The organism is Pseudotabrizicola sp. L79 (genome assembly GCF_036553525.1).
GTDB lineage: Bacteria > Pseudomonadota > Alphaproteobacteria > Rhodobacterales > Rhodobacteraceae > Pseudotabrizicola.
Genome location: NZ_JAZHDA010000052.1, coordinates 64,221 through 78,194, shown reverse-complemented (window position 1 = coordinate 78,194; position 13,974 = coordinate 64,221). Strand labels below are relative to the sequence as shown.

The following is a 13,974-nucleotide window of genomic DNA, read 5'->3' as shown; positions in this document are numbered from 1 at the left end:
AAGGCAATTGCAGTTGACCAAGGGTTGAGATAGGGCGCAGGCCATGGAACCCTTGGTCGATTGCATCATCGAAGATAGCCGCTGGGAGGCAATGGGTCTGGACGACCTTTGCCAAATCGCTGCACGCGCCACCTTTCACCATTTGAACCTGCCTGAACAGGGCCTGACCTTATGTGTCTTGGCCTGTGATGATACGCGGATTGCGGCGCTGAATGCCGATTTCCGGGGCAAGCCGCAGCCCACCAATGTGCTCAGCTGGCCATCCGAAGATCGCGCGCCCGACACGCCGGGCGCGGAACCGCAGCCGGTTGAGGCTGGCACTGCCGATGATCCCGAAGAACTGGGCGATGTTGCCCTGGCCTATGAAACCTGCGCGCGCGAGGCGGCCGAGGCGGATAAGCCATTCTCTGCCCATGTCACACATTTAATCGTGCATGGGCTTCTGCATTTGCTTGGGTATGACCATATAGACGACGCCGATGCCGAGGTGATGGAGGCCCATGAGGTCGCCATACTTGAAAGTCTCGGTCTGGATAATCCATATTAGCTTGGTGCCCTGAACAGGGACGTGGCCGGAAAAGGACAGATGGGCAGTAGTAACGACGGATCGACTGCAGCGCAGGGCGCGCAGTTTGATGAACTGGGCGAAGGCGCCGAGCCTCCTCAGAAAAGCTTTTTAGGACGATTGTTTGGCGCGTTTTCAGGGGCAGACAGCCCCGCCGCCACCGAGCAGCCGGAAGAAGCCATTGTTCCTGCGGCCGGGGGCATGATGGGCTTGGGTGTGCTGCGTCGCCTGCGGGTTGATGATGTGGCGATTCCCAAGGCTGAAATCGTGGCCGTGCCCATCGACATCGGTCGCGATGAACTGGTCGAGGTGTTCCGCGAGCAGGGCTTTTCGCGCCTGCCGGTTTACAAGGGCACGATGGACCATCCGCAGGGCCTGATCTTGCTGAAAGACGTGGCACTGCAGCACGGGTTCGGGGCGTCGGGCCGCTTTTCGGTGCGCAAGTTGCTGCGCCCGCTGCTTTATGCGCCCCCGTCGATGCCGATCGGCGTGCTGCTGCAAAAGATGCAGCGCGAACGGGTGCATATGGCTTTGGTGATCGACGAATACGGTGGGGTTGATGGTCTGGTGACCATCGAAGACCTGATCGAAACGGTGATTGGTGAAATCGAGGACGAACACGACGAAGTCGAAGGCGCGCTGTGGAAAGAGGAAAAGCCCGGCGTCTTCCTGGCCCAATCCACCGCACCGCTGGAAGAATTTGAGTCCGCCATTGGCCTGAAACTGCGTGATGTCGAGGAAGACAGCGAGATTGACACGCTGGGCGGCCTTGTCTTTGTGCGCATTGGCCGAGTGCCCGCACGGGGTGAAATCGTGCCGCATGAAACCGGGGCCGAATTCGAAATCGTCGATGCCGATCCGCGCCGGATCAAGCGTCTGCGTGTGCGCCTGCCGGGCTTTGCCGCGACCGAAGCTGAAACCAAGGCATCTTGAGGCTGAAACCCCTCTTTGCGGCTTTCCCGGGCTGGCGACAGGCCGGGTGGCATGTCCTTGCCGGGGCCAGCGTGGCGCTGTCTCAGGCGCCGCTGCTGGCGTGGTATCTGGCCTTTCCGGGCCTGATCTGGGCCCTGTGGCGGATGTCGCGCGCAGCCTCGCCCGCGATGGGGTGGTGGGCGGGATGGTTTGTCGGGGCCGGATATTTCGGCACCTATCTGAACTGGATCGTGTATCCGTTCTTTGTTGATCCGTGGGTCTATGGCTGGATGGCACCCTTTGCCTTTGCGCTGATGGCCTTTGGCTTGGGCCTGTTCTGGGCCGCCGCCGCCGCTGTTGCCACTTGTTTCCCGCAGCGTCTGTTGGGGCTGGTGGCCTTGCTGGCCGGGGTCGAGTTGCTGCGGGGCCACATCTTTACGGGCTTTCCCTGGGGGTTGGTGGGGCATCTGTGGCTGGGCACGCCGGTCGAGCACATGGCCGCGTATGTCGGCGCAACCGGCCTGACCGTGCTGACGCTGCTGGCCGCCGCCCTGCCGCTGCTGAACCGGCTTTGGGGCGGGGCGGGCGCAGCCGCGCTGGTGGCCGGGGCCATGGCTGTTGGGCTGACGCAGGCCCAGGCCCCCGAGACCCCGATGCGGCCGGTTACCTTGCGGCTTGTGCAACCCGCCGCTGCGCAATCGCTGAAATGGGACCCCGATCAGGCCCGCATCCTGTTTCAACGCCAACTTGATCTGACCCGCGCAGGCACCCCTGCCGATCTGACAATCTGGCCCGAAACCGCAATTCCCTATCTGTTCGAATATTCGCCCGAGGTGCCCAGCATCATCACCGCCGCATCATCGGGCAAACCGGTGGCCATCGGCATCCAGCGGGTCGAGGGCGAGCAGGGCTGGAACAGCCTGCGCGTGGTGCAGGGCGCGGGCCAAGTGGTCGCCAGCTACGACAAGCATCATTTGGTGCCCTTTGGGGAATACATGCCCTTGGGCGATGTGCTGTGGAACTGGTTTGGCATCGGCGCCTTTGCGGCGCAGGTGGGCAACGGCTATTCGGCTGGGCCGGGGCCTGCGGTGCTGGATCTGGGGCCAGATCTGGGCCATGTGCTGCCGCTGATCTGCTACGAGGCGGTGTTTCCCGCCATCCCCCGCAGCGTGGCCCGGCCCGACTGGATCTTGCAGATCACCAACGATGCGTGGTTTGGCCCCTTTACCGGCCCGTTCCAGCATTTTCAGTTGTCGCGCCTTCGGGCCATCGAAATGGGCCTGCCGCTGGTGCGGGTTGGCAATACCGGGGTGACAGCGGTGATTGATGCGCGTGGCGGTGTGGTGCAGCAACTGCCCTTTGCCCAAGCCGGCGCTCTGGATGTGGCGGGGCTTGGCCCTGCCTTGCCGGCAACGGCCTATGCCCGATATGGCGATCTGATGGCCTGGGTGTTGCTTTTTGGGCTGTTCCTTGCGTCGCGTTGGCCATGGCGGCGCAAGCCGGGTTGAAGTTCAGCCCGCAAAGGTCTAGTGGCATCGGGCAAGAACTGCCACAACGGCTTCCTGGCGTGGCGGGGATCAACCAACGGAGCACTTCCCAATGTCGCGCAAGAATTATGTTTTTACCTCGGAATCCGTTTCCGAGGGGCACCCGGACAAGGTCTGTGACCGCGTGTCCGACGCCATCCTCGATGCCTTTTTGACCGAAGAGCCGAACGCCCGCGTTGCCTGCGAAACCTTTGCCACCACCAACCGTGTGGTTGTCGGGGGCGAAGTCGGCCTTGCCGACAAGGCCAATCTGGGCCGAATGATGGATCGGGTTGACCAGATCGTGCGCGATTGCGTGCGCGACATCGGGTATGAACAGGACGAGTTCCACTGGAACACCCTTGAGGTCTCGAACTTCCTGCACCCGCAATCGGCCCATATCGCCCAAGGCGTTGACCGCGATGGCGCGGGTGATCAGGGCATCATGTTCGGCTATGCCTGCCGCGAAACGGCCGAGTTGATGCCGGCACCGATCCTGTATTCCCATGCCATCCTGCGCCGTCTGGCCGAGGTGCGCAAATCCGGGCAAGAGCCGACCCTGCGCCCCGATGCCAAATCACAGCTGTCGCTGCGCTATGAAGATGGCAAGCCGGTGGAAGTCACCTCGATCGTGCTGTCAACCCAGCATGCCGATGCCGCGCAGACATCGGATGACATCCGCGCGATCGTCGAACCCTATATCCGCGAAATCCTGCCCTCGGGCTGGATCACCGAAAAGACCGAATGGTGGGTGAACCCGACCGGCACTTTTGTGATCGGCGGCCCCGATGGGGATGCGGGTCTGACCGGGCGCAAGATCATCGTCGATACCTATGGCGGTGCGGCCCCGCATGGTGGTGGGGCTTTCTCGGGCAAGGATCCGACCAAGGTTGACCGTTCGGCCGCCTATGCCGCGCGCTATCTGGCCAAGAACGTTGTGGCCTCGGGTCTGGCAGACCGCTGCACCTTGCAGGTGTCCTATGCCATCGGCGTGGCCAAGCCCCTGTCGATCTATGTCGATACCCATGGCACTGGTCAGGTGCCGGATGCACGCATCGAACAGGCGGTTGCGGCCTGCATGGATCTGACGCCGCGTGGCATTCGCACCCATCTGAACCTGAACCGCCCGATCTATGCCCGCACCGCGGCTTATGGCCATTTTGGCCGCGCCCCCGAGGCAGATGGCGGGTTCAGCTGGGAACAGGTCGATCTGATCGACGCTTTGAAGAAAGCCGTCTGACACACGGCCGCGCCCTTGGGGTCAAGGGCGCGGTCCACCCCGCCATTTTGGGCCGCTGATTGCGGACCATTGGCAGTCGTGGCTTGACCCCGCGTGGCTGTGCTGACAAGACGCCCCGGATCAGGAGGGCGACAGATGGCCGAACCGGAACAACGCCGCAATTTCTATGGACGGGTGCATGGCAAGACGCTGCGCGCCAGCCAGAAAGATTACCTTGCCAATGATCTTGAGGCCTTGCGCCTGAAACAGGTCACGCAAGAAGAAAACCCGACCCGCACAGTATTGCACCCGGCGGCGATCTTTGCCAGCCCGCGCCCCATCTGGCTGGAGGTTGGTTTTGGCGGGGGCGAGCATCTGGTGCATATGGCCGCGCGCTATCCAGATATCGGCCTGATCGGATGCGAACCTTTCGTCAATGGCATTGCGATGCTGCTGGGGAAAATCCGTCAGGCCGGGGTGCAGAACCTGACCATTCATCCCGGCGATGTGCGCGATCTGTTCGACGTGCTGCCCGATGCCTGCCTTGACAAGGCGTTTCTGAACTATCCCGACCCTTGGCCCAAGGCCCGCCACCACCGCCGTCGCTTTGTCACCCCCGGCTATCTGCTGGAACTGGCGCGCGTGTTAAAGCCGGGCGCCGAGTTTCGGGTGGCCACCGATATTCCCGATTACGTCCGCCAAACGCTGGAGGAAGTGCCGCCCGCAGGGTTCACGCTGGTGGCGCAGACGGGGAAGGGCGACGCTTGGGAGGATTGGCTGCCAACCCGCTATGAACAAAAGGCCCTGCGAGAGGGGCGCGCGCCGCACTACCTGACCTTTCGCCGGATCTGACCCCCGTTACGCCACGGGCCGTGTCCAAACCTGTGCAGGGGCCAGCGGCTGAAACCTTTCGGCCCGCAGGTCTTGCGCCATCAGCGCCGCCGTCAGCGCCTTGGGCGGGTCGTCCCGCGCTTCATCGGTCAGTTGGAACGTGCCCCAATGATGGCCGACCGCATGGCGCGCCCCGCAGATCTGCATGCCTTTGACGGCTTCTTCCGGGTTCTGATGCTGGGCGCGCATGAACCAGCGCGGCTCATAGGCACCGATTGGCAAGATCGCCAGATCCATCGGCCCATGCTTGTCGCGCACCCGGCGATAGGGCCTGCCTTCATCAAAGCCCGTATCCCCGATATGCAGGATCTTGCCCGCTGGTCCTTCGATCACAAAGGCCGCCCACAGGGCCATCGAGCGGTCGGCCACACCGCGCGCCGACCAGTGATGGCAGGGCTCGACATGCACGGTCACCGGGCCAAATGGCGCGGCCTCATCCCAGTCGCGGGTCTCGATCCGCGCCTCTGGCAGATCGGGGCGCAGGATCGCATCATTTCCCAAAGGCGTGATGATCTGCGGCGCATGGCCCTGGTTCAGCGATTTCAACGTGACCAGATCCAGATGGTCATAGTGATTGTGGCTTAGCAGGATCAGGTCGACCTTGGGCAGATCGGCAAAGGCGATGCCCGGTTCTGTCACCCGCTTTGGCCCTGCAAAGGCCAGCGGGCTGGCGCGATCTGACCAGACCGGATCGGTCAGGATGTTCAGCCCCGCCGTCTGGATCAGCATCGTGGCATGGCCCACCATGGTGATCCGCAGGTCATCATGCGCGGTTGCGGGCTGTGCCTTGGCGGGCAAAGGCACGGCCTCAGGCCAAACCTGCTTTTGCCCGTTCAGCTTCCATTTCAGCAGATCAAGCCCGCCCCGTGGCGGTTGCCCGCCGGGATTGAAAAAGCGGGTGCCGTCGAAATGGTCGCTGACAGGCCCGGCGTAATAGCGGTTCTTGCGTGGGGTCATGGCCGTGCCGCCAATGGCTGCGGTGGCAGCCAGCAAAGCGGTTCCCTTGATAAGGCTGCGTCGGTTCATCCAAAGAATATGACCCGCGCGCCGCAGGCTTCAACCCCCCATGGACCCGTGGCTTTGCTTGCGCTATCAGGCATCCATTCACTTGCGGGAGATCCCAATGTCAGGCCATGGCGAAGCACAACCGATGATTTCCGCGAAATGCGGCCCCCTGAAGGGTGATGCTGCGGTTCCGGGCGACAAGTCGATCTCGCACCGGGCGCTGATCTTTGGCGCGATGGCGGTGGGGGAAACCCGGATCAGCGGATTGCTGGAAGGGCAGGATGTGCTGGATACCGCCGCGGCCATGCGGGCCTTTGGCGCGACTGTCACCCAACATGGGCCGGGGGCGTGGTCGGTGCATGGGGTGGGTGTCGGTGGCTTTTCCGAACCGGCCGATGTGATAGATTGCGGCAACTCGGGCACCGGGGTGCGGCTGATCATGGGCACGATGGCAACCTCGCCGATCACGGCCACCTTTACCGGCGACGCATCGTTGCGCAAGCGGCCGATGGGGCGGGTGACCGATCCGCTGTCGCTGTTCGGCACGCAGGCCTATGGGCGCAAGGGGGGGCGGTTGCCGATGACGGTGGTGGGGGCGGCCCATCCGGTGCCGGTCCGCTATGCGCTGCCGGTGGCCAGTGCGCAGGTGAAATCGGCGGTGCTGCTGGCAGGTTTGAATGCGCCGGGTGAAACGGTGGTGATTGAACGCGAACCCACGCGCGACCATTCGGAACGGATGCTGGTGGGCTTTGGGGCCACGCTGAACGTCGAAAAGACCAGTGAAGGCCATGTCATCACCCTGCAAGGGCGGCCCGAGTTGCGGCCGCAGACGGTGGCTGTTCCGCGCGATCCGTCCTCGGCGGCCTTTCCGACCTGTGCGGCGCTGATTGTCGAGGGGTCTGATATCACCGTGCCGGGGGTCAGCCAGAACCTGACGCGGAATGGGCTTTATATCACGCTGGTCGAGATGGGCGCGAAGATCGACTTCCTGAACCCGCGTGAAGAGGGCGGCGAGCCGGTGGCGGATCTGCGGGTGCGCTTTTCGGATGCGATGCAGGGGATCGAGGTGCCCGAGGAGAGGGCGCCGAGCATGATTGATGAATACCCGATCCTGTCGGTGGTCGCGGCCTTTGCGACGGGCAAGACGGTGATGCGGGGGGTCAAGGAACTGCGGGTCAAGGAGAGCGACCGGATCGACGCGATGGCGCGGGGGCTGGAGGCTTGTGGCGTGAAGATCGAGGAAGACGAGGACACGCTGATCGTGCACGGGATGGGGCCGGGGGGGATGCCGGGGGGGGCGACCTGTCAGACCCATCTGGATCATCGGATCGCGATGTCTTTCCTGATTGCTGGCATGGCCTCGAAAACCGAGATTGCGGTGGATGATGGCAGCCCGATTGTCACCTCTTTCCCCATTTTTGAAGGATTGATGAATGGTCTGGGGGCGGCGATCCGTCGGGGCTAAGGCACGGCTGTCTCTGCCAGAGACAACTTATCGACTCATAAAAATCAAGGTCTTAGCCAGCTAATTTTACCCATTCTTAACGAAAGGCCGAGCACGCATGATCTTTACCGTCGCCATTGATGGCCCCGCCGCTGCGGGCAAGGGCACGATCAGCCGGGCCGTGGCCGCGCGGTTCGGGTTGGCGCATCTGGACACCGGGGCGCTATACCGCGCCGTGGCGGTCAAGGGCGGCGATCCTGTGACCGCGGCCCAGACCCTGACGGCCGAGGATCTGGCGCGCGACGATCTGCGCAGCCTTGAGGCCGGGCAGGCGGCCAGCCGGGTGGCGGTGATCCCCGAGGTGCGGGCCGCCCTGCTGGACTTTCAGCGCCGGTTTGCCCGACGCGAAGGCGGCGCGGTGCTGGATGGGCGCGACATCGGCACGGTGATCTGCCCCGAGGCCGAGGTGAAGCTGTTTGTGACGGCCAGCCCCGAGGTGCGGGCGCACCGCCGCTGGCTGGAACTGGGGGGCGATCAGGCCAAGGTGCTGGCCGCGGTCAAGGAACGCGACGCGCGAGATGCAGGCCGGGCCGATGCGCCGATGTGCGCTGCCGCCGATGCGCTGCTTCTTGATACCAGCGATCTGACCATTGCCGAGGCGACCGAACAGGCCCTGGCCGCCGTGGCCAAGGCGCTGGCGGGCTAAGCGCAAGCGCCAAGGCCTGCGCAGGAATGCACAACGCCTCTGCATCTGGTTGCCTTGTGCTTTGGGGCAAAGGGCTTATCTGTCTGGCCAAGAGAAACCGCCCCAAAACCGGGGCCGAGGAAGGCCGAAGATCATGATTTTGCACGATAAGCTGAACTGGCGCTATGCCACCAAGAAGATGGACCCGTCGAAATCGGTGCCGCAGGACAAGCTGGACCGTATTCTGGAGGCCATCAGCCTTGCCCCCACATCCAGCGGGTTGCAACCGTTTGAAGTGATCGTGGTGACCAACCCCGAGGTCAAGGCCAAGCTGCGGGCCGCCGGCTATGATCAGGCGCAGATCACCGATGGCAGCCATGTTCTGGTCTTTGCCGCATGGGACAATTACACCGCCGAGCGGATTGACGCCGTGGTGGCCGAGACCGAGCGTCAGCGCGGCAAATCCGAAACCCTGAGCGCCTATTACGACCGTCTGAAGGGCATGTATCTGCCGCGCAGTGCCGATGAGAATTTCGAACATGCGGCGCGTCAGGCCTATATCGCCTTTGGCATTGGCGTGACTGCCGCCGCCTTTGAAGAGGTGGATGCCACCCCGATGGAAGGCTTTGATCCGGCCAAGGTGGATGAGATTCTGGGCCTGCGCGCGCGCGGCCTGCGGTCTGTCACGCTGTTGCCCCTGGGCTATCGCGCCGCCGAGGGCGACTGGCTGGCCGGCATGAAAAAGGTGCGCAAGCCGTTGGACGAGCTGGTCAAGCAGGTCGCCTGACGCCTGTGGCGGAATGACCAGCATTTATTGGGGGCCTGCCGCTGGGGTGGGCCCCTTTTGCTTGCCAGCGGGGTGGAATGGGTCTATAGGCCCCCCATCCTGACGCGCGCGATCTTGGCCGGTTTTCCGGGCTGAGTCGTTTTTGGTCATTGACCGGGATCAGGGCCACCAAAGACCGGCGGAGCCAACCGCAAGGCCAGAAAACACTGAAAAAGGACGATAACTGCATGTGCGCTAAAGCATCTATGGACGAATTCGAAGCCCTCTTGAAAGAGAGCTTTGAGATTGACACCCCCGAAGAGGGTTCTGTTGTCAAAGGCCGTGTCATCGCGATCGAAGCGGGCCAGGCCATCATCGACGTCGGCTATAAAATGGAAGGCCGCGTTGATCTGAAAGAATTTGCAAACCCCGGCGAAGCGCCTTCGATCGAAGTTGGCGACGAAGTCGAGGTCTATCTGGACCGCGTCGAGAACGCCCGTGGCGAAGCTGTCATCAGCCGTGACAAAGCCCGCCGCGAAGAAGCGTGGGACCGTCTGGAAAAAGCCTATGCCTCGGAACAGCGCGTCGATGGCGCGATCTTTGGCCGTGTCAAAGGTGGCTTTACGGTTGATCTGGGCGGCGCTGTTGCCTTCCTTCCCGGCAGCCAGGTTGATGTCCGCCCGGTGCGTGACGCTGGCCCGCTGATGGGGATGAAGCAGCCCTTCCAGATCCTGAAAATGGACCGTCGCCGTGGCAACATCGTTGTGTCGCGCCGCGCGATTCTGGAAGAAAGCCGCGCCGAACAGCGCGCCGAAGTCATCGGCAACCTGACCGAAGGTCAGACCGTGGATGGCGTGGTCAAGAACATCACCGAATATGGTGCGTTCGTTGATCTGGGCGGCGTCGACGGCCTGCTGCACGTCACCGACATGGCATGGCGCCGTGTGAACCACCCGTCGGAAATTCTGGCGATTGGCGAGACCGTCAAGGTTCAGGTCATCAAGATCAACAAAGACACCCACCGCATCAGCCTGGGCATGAAGCAGCTGCAGGACGATCCGTGGGATGTGGTTGAAAAGGCCTATCCGCTGGGTTCGGTTCACAAGGGCCGCGTGACCAACATCACCGATTACGGCGCCTTTGTAGAGCTGGAAGCCGGGGTCGAAGGTCTGGTGCACGTTTCGGAAATGTCCTGGACCAAGAAAAACGTCCACCCCGGCAAGATCGTTTCGACCAGCCAGGAAGTCGATGTCATGGTTCTGGAAATCGACAGCGCCAAGCGTCGCGTGTCGCTGGGCCTGAAGCAGACCATGCGCAACCCGTGGGAAGTGTTCGCCGAGACCCACCCCGTTGGCTCGACCATCGAGGGCGAAGTCAAGAACATCACCGAATTCGGTCTGTTCGTGGGTCTGGAAAACGACATCGACGGCATGGTTCACCTGTCGGACCTGTCGTGGGACCAGCGTGGCGAAGATGCCATTGCGAACTACCGCAAGGGCGATGTGGTCAAGGCCAGCGTGTCGGAAGTTGACGTCGAGAAAGAGCGTATCTCGCTGTCGATCAAGGCCCTGGGCGACGACACCTTTACCGATGCCGTTGACGGCGTGAAGCGTGGGTCGATTGTGACCGTGGAAGTGACCGCGATCGAAGATGGCGGCATCGAAGTGGAATACAACGGTGCCAAGTCGTTCATCCGTCGTTCGGACCTGAGCCGTGACCGTGGCGACCAGCGCCCCGAGCGGTTCTCGGTTGGTGACAAGGTTGACGTGCGCGTGACCAACATCGATCCGAAGACCCGCCGTCTGGGCCTGTCGATCAAGGCGCGCGAGATCGCTGAAGAGAAAGAAGCCGTGGAACAGTATGGCTCGTCCGATTCGGGTGCATCACTGGGGGATATCCTTGGCGCGGCGCTGAAGGGCGACCGGAACTGATAAAACCTGTCCTTTTGGATAGAAAAGGCCCCGTCTTCGGACGGGGCCTTTTTGCTTGGCTCGGGGCCTGTGCGCCTTTTCGTTTGTGTGAAGCGATTGTTTTTGCCTATAGTCTCTGAATAAGAACAGCGTGGCGACCGCGCAGGGCGGGCTGACCACAGGGGGGACACTGCGGATGATCCGGTCGGAACTGATCCAGAAAATTGCAGATGAAAATCCGCATCTGACACAACGGCATGTCGAGCGGATCGTGAACACGGTCTTTGAAGAGATCATCGAGGCCTTGGCCAGCGGGGACCGGGTGGAATTGCGCGGCTTTGGCGCCTTTTCGGTCAAGTCGCGGGATGCGCGCGTGGGCCGCAACCCCCGCACCGGTGAAGCGGTGCAGGTTGAGGACAAGAAAGTGCCCTTCTTCAAGACGGGCAAACTTTTGCGCGACCGGCTGAACGGCAAGGGTTAAGCCCGCTTCACCCTTGCACCTGCCGCCCTCCCGTCCGATAGTCGGGGTCTGGACTGTCCTTTGGGACTGGCAAGGAAAGGTTGTTCCATGATCCGCATGCTGCGTTATCTGCTTTTGGCTGTGCTGGCGATTGTTCTGGTGACCATTGCGCTGGCCAACCGCGATGCCGTGACGCTGGAGGTGTTGCCCGCCAATCTGGCCGCCTTTGCCGGGGTGGAATGGCGCCTCACCGTGCCGCTCTATGCCGTTATCTTTGGCGGCATCATTGCGGGCATTCTGATCGGTTTTGTCTGGGAATGGTTCCGCGAGCACAAGCACCGCGCCACTGCGGCGACCCGCACCAAAGAGGTTGCGCGGCTGGAGCGGGAACTGGCGGTGATGCGGGACACCAAGCCCGACCAGTCAGATGATGTTCTGGCCCTGCTGGACAAGCGCAAGGCCAGCTAAGAATGGCAGACATTCGCGTCAAGATTTGCGGGCTGCGCACGCTGGCCGATGTTGCGGCTGTGGCATCGGCGGGGGCGGCTTATGCCGGTTTCGTCTTTTTCCCCAAAAGCCCGCGCAATGTGACCTTGCCACAGGCGCGCGCGCTGGCCCATGCGGCCCCCGTGGGCTTGGCCAAGGTGGCGCTGGTGGTTGATGCCGATGATGCGACGCTGGATGCCATCGTCGATCAGGTGCCGCTGGATATGTTGCAACTGCATGGGCACGAAAGCCCTGACCGCGTGGCCGAAGTGCGCGCCCGCTATGGCCTGCCGGTGATGAAGGCGGTGGGTGTGGCGGATGAGGGCGATCTGGCGGCGGTTTTCGACTATTCGCTGGTGGCCGATCAGATTTTGGTCGATGCCAAGCCGCCCAAGGGGGCCGATTTGCCGGGGGGCAATGGCCTGTCGTTTGACTGGCGGCTGGTGGCGCAACGGCGTTGGCTGCGGCCGTGGATGCTGGCAGGTGGGCTGACCCCCGAGACTGTGGCCGAGGCGATCCGCCTGACCAATGCCCGGCAGGTTGATGTCTCGTCCGGTGTGGAATCTGCGCCGGGTGTCAAGGATGCGGGGCGGATTGCCGCCTTTGTTCAGGCCACCCGACGCGCGGAAAGCGCCGTGCCGATCCTGCGCTAGGTGTCCGGCATGCTCTTTCGCACCGCCACCCGCGCCGATCTGCCTGCCCTTGTTGCCATGCTGGCAGATGACCCTTTGGGACAGGGCCGTGAAAGCGCCGATCTGGCCCCCTATCTGGCGGCCTTTGATCGGATCGCCGCCCAGCCCATGCATCAGATCATCGTCGCAGAAACCGGGGGCAGGGTGGTCGCCACCTGCCAATTGACCATTCTTGACGGCCTGTCGCGTCAGGGCATGACCCGCGCCTTGGTCGAGGCGGTGCGCACCGTGCCGGATCTGCGCGGCCAGGGCATCGGGGCCGCGCTGATGGCCGAGGCCGAGGCCCGCGCACGGGCGGCGGGCGCAAGGATGGTACAGTTGACCACTGACAAAAGCCGCCTGCGCGCCCATGCCTTTTATGATCGTCTGGGCTATGCGCCCAGCCATCTGGGCTACAAGAAGATGCTCGACTGATCCTGCCCGCCGCCCTGTGGCTTTCTGACCCATGGCCTTTCACACGCAAAATATCCTTGGGGGCAAGGCCCGAAACAGGCCGAGGGGGCCGACAGCCCCCTTGGCGCCGCTGCCAGCCGGGGCTGGCCGCGGCAGGTGATGCCCCGTTACTGTGCAGGCAGAACCGTCAGGTCGCGCAGGGGCATGTCGGTGCCCGTGATCGCCCAGCTTTGCGTGACGGCCCCGCTGGCCAGATCGACGGTGTGCAACCCGCCATTGGCCGCCAGCCAGACCGTGTTGGTGCCTGCCGCATCGGTGGCCACATCCAGCGCGACCGGGCCTTGCAGCGTGACGCCAAGCGTTCCGATGGTCTTGTTGGTGCCGTCATTCGGGGCGGTTTGCTGAAGCAGGGCCGACAAGCCGCTGTCGATGTTGAACATCTGGGTCTTTTCCGGCGTGCCATAGCTGTTGGTATAGCCGGTGGCGGCGACCATCGGGGGGGTGGCGGCATTGGCATCGCCCGGTTCCCAGTTCAGCGCGCCGTCAACCGTGACATCGCCCGTATCCATGTTGATGCGGTGATTGGTCAGCCCCGACATGAAGCGCAGCCGGTCGGCGGCCGGGTTCACATCGACGATCACCGGGGCATCTGTGGCGATGTCCAGTTTTACCGCCATGTCTGACAGGGCGGTGGTGGTGCCGGTCATCGGGTCGATCACGACAATGGCCTGATCTGCGGTCACACCGATCACCGCCATGGTGGCGGGGCGGTAGTCGATGCCCAGCAGGCGGTCAACGCCCTGCACCTCGACGCTGCCGGTGACGGTGGCGGTGGTGGTGTCGATCATCACCAAGGTGCGCTCGCCCGTCAGGCCGATGGCGGTTTCGGCATGGGTGGGGGCGGCGATGAGTGCGGTGGTGGTTGCGGTGGTGGCCAGCAGAAGGGCTGCGATGCGGGTCATGGGTCACTCCGGTTTCTTGTGTCGGTTTGGCCGGGATCGGCCGGTGCAGGGCAGCTAC

15 protein-coding genes and 1 riboswitch are annotated in these 13,974 nt (G+C 63.1%); of the genes, 13 read left to right on the top strand and 2 right to left on the bottom strand.

The features are described from left to right. Nucleotides 1-43: 43 nt before the first annotated feature. From ybeY to trmB, 5 genes are all read left to right on the top strand, one after another. Nucleotides 44-547, top strand: a complete 504-nt coding sequence (ybeY, locus tag V3C85_RS13530) for an rRNA maturation RNase YbeY (RefSeq protein WP_331795652.1) — start codon at nucleotides 44-46, stop codon at nucleotides 545-547. Nucleotides 548-586: 39 nt separating this feature from the next. Then, nucleotides 587-1,498: a hemolysin family protein gene (locus V3C85_RS13525; protein ID WP_331795651.1), complete on the top strand. Its 912-nt coding sequence runs from the start codon at nucleotides 587-589 to the stop codon at nucleotides 1,496-1,498. Next, a complete protein-coding gene (gene lnt, locus V3C85_RS13520; RefSeq protein ID WP_331795649.1) occupies nucleotides 1,495-2,985 on the top strand; it encodes an apolipoprotein N-acyltransferase in 1,491 nt (496 codons plus the stop codon). Before V3C85_RS13525 ends, lnt begins: the two co-directional genes overlap by 4 nt. Nucleotides 2,986-3,020: 35 nt before the next feature. Next, nucleotides 3,021-3,069: riboswitch (SAM-SAH riboswitch) on the top strand. 7 nt (nucleotides 3,070-3,076) lie between these two features. Continuing rightward, complete coding sequence (metK, locus tag V3C85_RS13515) at nucleotides 3,077-4,243, top strand: methionine adenosyltransferase (RefSeq protein WP_331795648.1); 1,167 nt, start codon at nucleotides 3,077-3,079, stop codon at nucleotides 4,241-4,243. A 135-nt stretch (nucleotides 4,244-4,378) separates the two neighbouring features. After that, nucleotides 4,379-5,074 carry a tRNA (guanine(46)-N(7))-methyltransferase TrmB gene (trmB, locus tag V3C85_RS13510; protein WP_331795647.1) on the top strand — a complete coding sequence of 232 codons (696 nt, stop codon included), beginning with the start codon at nucleotides 4,379-4,381 and terminating at the stop codon, nucleotides 5,072-5,074. Nucleotides 5,075-5,080: 6 nt separating this feature from the next. On the opposite strand, the gene V3C85_RS13505 is transcribed toward trmB, so the two are convergent. After that, nucleotides 5,081-6,106 (bottom strand): MBL fold metallo-hydrolase, encoded by a 1,026-nt coding sequence (locus V3C85_RS13505; protein WP_331795646.1) that lies wholly within the window; start codon nucleotides 6,104-6,106, stop codon nucleotides 5,081-5,083. A gap of 130 nt (nucleotides 6,107-6,236) precedes the next feature. Here V3C85_RS13505 and aroA point away from each other — a divergent pair, with 130 nt between their 5' ends. The 8 genes from aroA to V3C85_RS13465 all read left to right on the top strand — a co-directional run bounded on the left by aroA (nucleotide 6,237) and on the right by V3C85_RS13465 (nucleotide 12,975). After that, complete coding sequence (gene aroA / locus V3C85_RS13500; protein ID WP_331795645.1) at nucleotides 6,237-7,583, top strand: 3-phosphoshikimate 1-carboxyvinyltransferase; 1,347 nt, start codon at nucleotides 6,237-6,239, stop codon at nucleotides 7,581-7,583. A gap of 97 nt (nucleotides 7,584-7,680) precedes the next feature. Continuing rightward, complete coding sequence (locus V3C85_RS13495) at nucleotides 7,681-8,268, top strand: (d)CMP kinase (RefSeq protein WP_331795644.1); 588 nt, start codon at nucleotides 7,681-7,683, stop codon at nucleotides 8,266-8,268. Nucleotides 8,269-8,401: 133 nt separating this feature from the next. Beyond that, a complete protein-coding gene (locus tag V3C85_RS13490) occupies nucleotides 8,402-9,034 on the top strand; it encodes an NAD(P)H-dependent oxidoreductase (RefSeq protein WP_331795643.1) in 633 nt (210 codons plus the stop codon). Nucleotides 9,035-9,240: 206 nt separating this feature from the next. Continuing rightward, nucleotides 9,241-10,944 carry a 30S ribosomal protein S1 gene (rpsA, locus tag V3C85_RS13485; RefSeq protein ID WP_331796032.1) on the top strand — a complete coding sequence of 568 codons (1,704 nt, stop codon included), beginning with the start codon at nucleotides 9,241-9,243 and terminating at the stop codon, nucleotides 10,942-10,944. Between the two features lie 175 nt (nucleotides 10,945-11,119). Next, entirely contained in the window at nucleotides 11,120-11,404 is a 285-nt protein-coding gene (ihfB, locus tag V3C85_RS13480) for an integration host factor subunit beta (protein ID WP_331796031.1), read from the top strand. Nucleotides 11,405-11,491: 87 nt separating this feature from the next. Then, entirely contained in the window at nucleotides 11,492-11,851 is a 360-nt protein-coding gene (locus V3C85_RS13475) for a lipopolysaccharide assembly protein LapA domain-containing protein (RefSeq protein WP_331795642.1), read from the top strand. Between the two features lie 2 nt (nucleotides 11,852-11,853). Beyond that, nucleotides 11,854-12,522 carry a phosphoribosylanthranilate isomerase gene (locus V3C85_RS13470; protein WP_331795641.1) on the top strand — a complete coding sequence of 223 codons (669 nt, stop codon included), beginning with the start codon at nucleotides 11,854-11,856 and terminating at the stop codon, nucleotides 12,520-12,522. A gap of 9 nt (nucleotides 12,523-12,531) precedes the next feature. After that, a complete protein-coding gene (locus V3C85_RS13465) occupies nucleotides 12,532-12,975 on the top strand; it encodes a GNAT family N-acetyltransferase (RefSeq protein ID WP_331795640.1) in 444 nt (147 codons plus the stop codon). Between the two features lie 146 nt (nucleotides 12,976-13,121). On the opposite strand, the gene V3C85_RS13460 is transcribed toward V3C85_RS13465, so the two are convergent. Continuing rightward, nucleotides 13,122-13,916 carry a DUF4394 domain-containing protein gene (locus V3C85_RS13460; RefSeq protein ID WP_331795639.1) on the bottom strand — a complete coding sequence of 265 codons (795 nt, stop codon included), beginning with the start codon at nucleotides 13,914-13,916 and terminating at the stop codon, nucleotides 13,122-13,124. Between the last annotated feature and the right edge of the window lie 58 nt (nucleotides 13,917-13,974).

Bases quoted from the DNA above. Each gene is read 5' to 3' on its own strand.
- ybeY (WP_331795652.1), top strand. From the start codon at position 44: ATGGAACCCTTGGTCGATTGCATCATCGAAGATAGCCGCTGGGAGGCA.
- V3C85_RS13525 (WP_331795651.1), top strand. From the start codon at position 587: ATGGGCAGTAGTAACGACGGATCGACTGCAGCGCAGGGCGCGCAGTTT.
- metK (WP_331795648.1), top strand. From the start codon at position 3,077: ATGTCGCGCAAGAATTATGTTTTTACCTCGGAATCCGTTTCCGAGGGG.
- trmB (WP_331795647.1), top strand. From the start codon at position 4,379: ATGGCCGAACCGGAACAACGCCGCAATTTCTATGGACGGGTGCATGGC.
- aroA (WP_331795645.1), top strand. From the start codon at position 6,237: ATGTCAGGCCATGGCGAAGCACAACCGATGATTTCCGCGAAATGCGGC.
- V3C85_RS13495 (WP_331795644.1), top strand. From the start codon at position 7,681: ATGATCTTTACCGTCGCCATTGATGGCCCCGCCGCTGCGGGCAAGGGC.
- V3C85_RS13490 (WP_331795643.1), top strand. From the start codon at position 8,402: ATGATTTTGCACGATAAGCTGAACTGGCGCTATGCCACCAAGAAGATG.
- ihfB (WP_331796031.1), top strand. From the start codon at position 11,120: ATGATCCGGTCGGAACTGATCCAGAAAATTGCAGATGAAAATCCGCAT.
- V3C85_RS13475 (WP_331795642.1), top strand. From the start codon at position 11,492: ATGATCCGCATGCTGCGTTATCTGCTTTTGGCTGTGCTGGCGATTGTT.
- V3C85_RS13470 (WP_331795641.1), top strand. From the start codon at position 11,854: ATGGCAGACATTCGCGTCAAGATTTGCGGGCTGCGCACGCTGGCCGAT.
- V3C85_RS13465 (WP_331795640.1), top strand. From the start codon at position 12,532: ATGCTCTTTCGCACCGCCACCCGCGCCGATCTGCCTGCCCTTGTTGCC.
- V3C85_RS13460 (WP_331795639.1), bottom strand. From the start codon at position 13,916: ATGACCCGCATCGCAGCCCTTCTGCTGGCCACCACCGCAACCACCACC.